This window comes from Mycobacterium sp. (assembly GCF_035570115.1).
Taxonomy (GTDB): Bacteria; Actinomycetota; Actinomycetes; order Mycobacteriales; family Mycobacteriaceae; genus Mycobacterium.
Genome location: NZ_DATMLH010000053.1, coordinates 1 through 3,524 on the forward strand (window position 1 = coordinate 1; position 3,524 = coordinate 3,524).

The window sequence follows — 3,524 nt, forward strand, 5'->3', positions numbered from 1 at the left end:
ACCTGATCGAGCATCGGTCCGACCGCTTGCGGAATCGTGGTGTCACGCATGGCAATAACCGAACCGTCGCGCAGATACGGTGCCGAATCGGTTCGTGGCCGCAAGTCCACGTACTGCTCGCCCACCGCCGATACGCTCAGCACATCGGCTTGGAGGTTCGCCGGGATCTTGGGTGAGGTGCCAAGCGACAGCGTTGCTTTGGCGCCGTTCGCGGTGAGCGCCACCGCCGTGACCTTGCCGACCTGCACTCCGCGGTAGGTCACATTGGAGAACCGGTACAGGCCACCGGTGGCCGGCAGATCGAGGGTGACTGTCATCCGACCGATGCCCAGCAGAGTGGGCAGCTGGATGTAGAAGAGGACCATCGCGATGATCCCGATGATCCCGATGATCCCGAAAACCGCCAACTGAATCCGCACGAAGCGCGTCAACATCTATCCACTACCTCCTACCGGCGGAAATCCCGGTGGCGGGCCAGGGTTCGGCCCGACCGGCGGTGGGCCTGGCGGCGCAGCCGCGGGCCCCGGTAACGGACCAAACCCCGAGGGCGGCGCTGCGGGTCCCGGTAGCGGAGCGCTGAATTGGAGATTCGGCTGCGCAGGCCCCGGCGGCGGAGCTTGGGGACCAGCCGGCGGCACGCCAGGCGGCTGCGGCGGGCCGGGCGGCGGCGGTGCCACGGGACCGGGCGCCTGGGCGGCGCCGGCGCGCAATGGATCATAGGTGTAATTCAGGTAATACGGTTCCCCGGGCGCGGGTATCTGCTGTTCCCCCAGTTGTCCCCAGTGCGTCCCAAGCAGCAGGCTGTTCTTGAGTTTGGGAATAGTAAAGTCGAACTGAAACTGTATGTTGAAGTAGTCACCTCGAACGGCTCGATCGACGAAGTTCTGGGTGAACGGGAAGACCGTCGACGCCGCGAGCGCGAAGCCAAGCCCCGGTCCGACGTCGGCGAGCGCGCGGATGGTCGGCTCCAGGTTTTTCAGATTCTTGACCAAGTCGGCCTGAGTGTTGTTGATCAGCCCGGTGGCGGTGTTGCTGAACACGCGCAGGTGATCCAAAGCCGACGTCAAGCGCGGCCGCTCCTTGATGAACACCTCGAGCGCGGGCGGTACCTTGCGCAGCGCCTCGGTGAGAACGTCGCGCTGTCCCGCGAACGTCTCGGCAAGCCGGTTCAGCGCCTGGATCGACGTGACGATGTTGTCCCGCTGCTGGTCGAGTGTCCCCACAAAGGTGTCGAGCCGGTTGAGCAGATCGCGAACAGCGCCCTCGCGCCCGGACAGGGCGGCGCTGAAATTGTGGATGATCTCCCCGATCTGGCCCAGCCCGCCGCCATTGACGACCAGCGACAGCGACGACAGGGTTTGCTCGGTCGAGGGATAGGTCGACGATCGACTCAGCGGGATGGTGGCGCCCGGGCGCAGCCGTCCGGTAGCGGGTTGACCAAGCGGCGGGTTGAGCTCCACATGCATGGATCCCAGCAGACTGGTCTGGCCGACACTGGCCACCACGTTAGCCGGGATGACGACATTGCGCTTCACCGAGATCTGGACGTCGGCGTGCCAGTCTTTCACCGTCATCGGGCCCACGCTGCCGACCACGACGTCGTCCATCATCACCGGCGAATTTGACTCCATCGTCAGGACATTCGCGAGCTCGACGTGGTAGATATCGGCGCCCGCTCCGCGCCCCACCGCGCCGGGCAACGGTATCGAGTTGAGACCGTGGAAGGCGCACCCGGAGACGGTGACCGCCACGCAGGAACCGATGGCAAGTGCCCGGCGGAGCGGCAGCCGTCCCATCATGGCTGTGTCCCTTCCGCCGGCAGCAGCGGTGGCGGGGGCTCCGGTCTCGACGGCGGTGGCGGCAGCGGCATCGCCGCGCCCGGTATCCGCGGTAGCGGCACCGACGGTGCCGGGCCGGGCACAACCGAATCACCATTCAGGCCGGTGTATGCCGATATCGCGGGCGGGATCTCGGGCGGTCCCGGCTTAGGCCCTTCACCGCCAGGCGCGAGGCGCGGTTCGCTGTAAACAACGTTGGCCGGGTCCACCGACTTCTGAATGAATGGGTCGATGGGGAACGGCACGTTGTTGTAACTGAGCGTCCGCAGACCGGGGCCCAGGAAAAGCGCGCACAACTTGCCCGATTCGACGGCGGTAACGCTCTCCACGGTCTGCATTTGCGTGCAGCCGGGCACGGGAAGCGGAAAAAGCATGCCGGCCCACGTAGGATTGGCCTCGTTCATCAGCCCGAACCCGCCCACGATGGTTCCGGTGTCGGCGTTGTAATCATTGAAGAAGTTGCCGATCGCGTTCGGCGCGCCATGCAAAACGTTCTCCAAAGCCATGTGCTGATCGACGATGGGCTGAAGGGCATCGCCCAATCGGGCAACCTGTTCGCTGGTCTGGTCGCGGGTTTCGGCGATGAATCGCTGCACCTCACCTACTGCGCTCGACAGATCGGTCAGCGCCGCGTCCAGCTCGGATTTGCTGTCATTCACCACGCTGGTGAGGGTGGCCAGCCGGTCGTTGAATTGCACCATTTGGACGTTGCTGTCGCGCAGTGCGGTGACAAAGGTCTGCAGATTCTTGATGATGTCGACGATGTTGCCGCTGCCGTTGGCGAGGATGCGCCCTACCCCTGACAGTTGAGCGAGTGTTTGCCGCAACTTGTCGCCATTGCCCTGTAGTGCATTGGCGGCGCTGTCGACGAACCGCGCGATCGACGGCGTCGAGACCTTGGCATTGGGGCCCAAATCTGTTGCCAACCGCATCAATTGGGATTTGACCTCGTCCCACTCGATAGGCACGGCCGTGCGTTGCACCGGGATCACCGCCCCATCGGCCATGACCGGGCCGCTACCGCGGTAGGCGGGAGTCAGTTGGACGTAGCGGGCGGCCACCAAATTCTGGGTGACGATGACCGCTTTCGCGTCCGCCGGGATCGGCACACCGCGGTCGACCTTGAGGACCATCTTGGCCTGCGTGCCCGCCGGGTCGATGGACTTGATCGTGCCGACCTTCACACCAGATACTCGAACCTCGTCGCTCGGGTAAATCGCGGTGGCGGTGGTGAAGTACGCGGTAATTGTCCGCGGACCGAAGAACACGTCGCGCACAATCAGTCCGGTGCCGGCGACGATCAGCGCGGCCAGGACGACCGCCGCAATGGTCGTGATTCTGTTACGCGGGATCCGAGGCATCCGGGAGATCATTGCCCCCCTCCGATCCGTCCGCCCAACGTACAGCCAGGGCAGGGTGGAATACCGTTATACAGCTGCGGCACCAACGACCGCGGTACGGTTGACGGGAATCCCGGACCACGTCCGGTGTCGAAGGTGCGGAATCCCCAGAGGTAATCCATGAACGGCCCGAAGAGTTCCGGAAGAGCGGCGTTCGGGGCGAACGCTGAGTAGGCGTACATGCTGGAGATCGCCTCGCCCACCGTGATCTCAAATTTCGCGAGGCCGGGCAGTGCCTTGTTGATGTTGTCGCGGTTCTTTTCCAGCATGGCGGTCACCGAATTCA

At 64.3% G+C, this 3,524-nt stretch carries 3 protein-coding genes and 1 pseudogene; all 4 read right to left on the bottom strand.

Annotation, left to right across the window (positions count from 1 at the left end; all coding sequences use genetic code 11):
- A partial coding sequence (locus VNW74_RS03875) for an MlaD family protein (RefSeq protein WP_325675288.1) occupies positions 1 to 434 on the bottom strand: 434 nt, incomplete at its 3' end.
- Positions 435 to 1,799 carry an MCE family protein gene (locus VNW74_RS03880; protein ID WP_325675289.1) on the bottom strand — a complete coding sequence of 455 codons (1,365 nt, stop codon included), beginning with the start codon at positions 1,797 to 1,799 and terminating at the stop codon, positions 435 to 437.
- Positions 1,796 to 3,211, bottom strand: a complete 1,416-nt coding sequence (locus tag VNW74_RS03885) for an MCE family protein (RefSeq protein ID WP_414686589.1) — start codon at positions 3,209 to 3,211, stop codon at positions 1,796 to 1,798. Before VNW74_RS03885 ends, VNW74_RS03880 begins: the two co-directional genes overlap by 4 nt.
- A pseudogene (locus tag VNW74_RS03890) lies at positions 3,208 to 3,524 on the bottom strand (mammalian cell entry protein); the annotation flags it as partial. The gene VNW74_RS03885 and the pseudogene VNW74_RS03890, both read right to left, overlap by 4 nt.

Coding starts and splice junctions, on each gene's coding strand:
- VNW74_RS03880 (WP_325675289.1), bottom strand. CDS start 1,799: ATGATGGGACGGCTGCCGCTCCGCCGGGCACTTGCCATCGGTTCCTGC.
- VNW74_RS03885 (WP_414686589.1), bottom strand. CDS start 3,211: ATGATCTCCCGGATGCCTCGGATCCCGCGTAACAGAATCACGACCATT.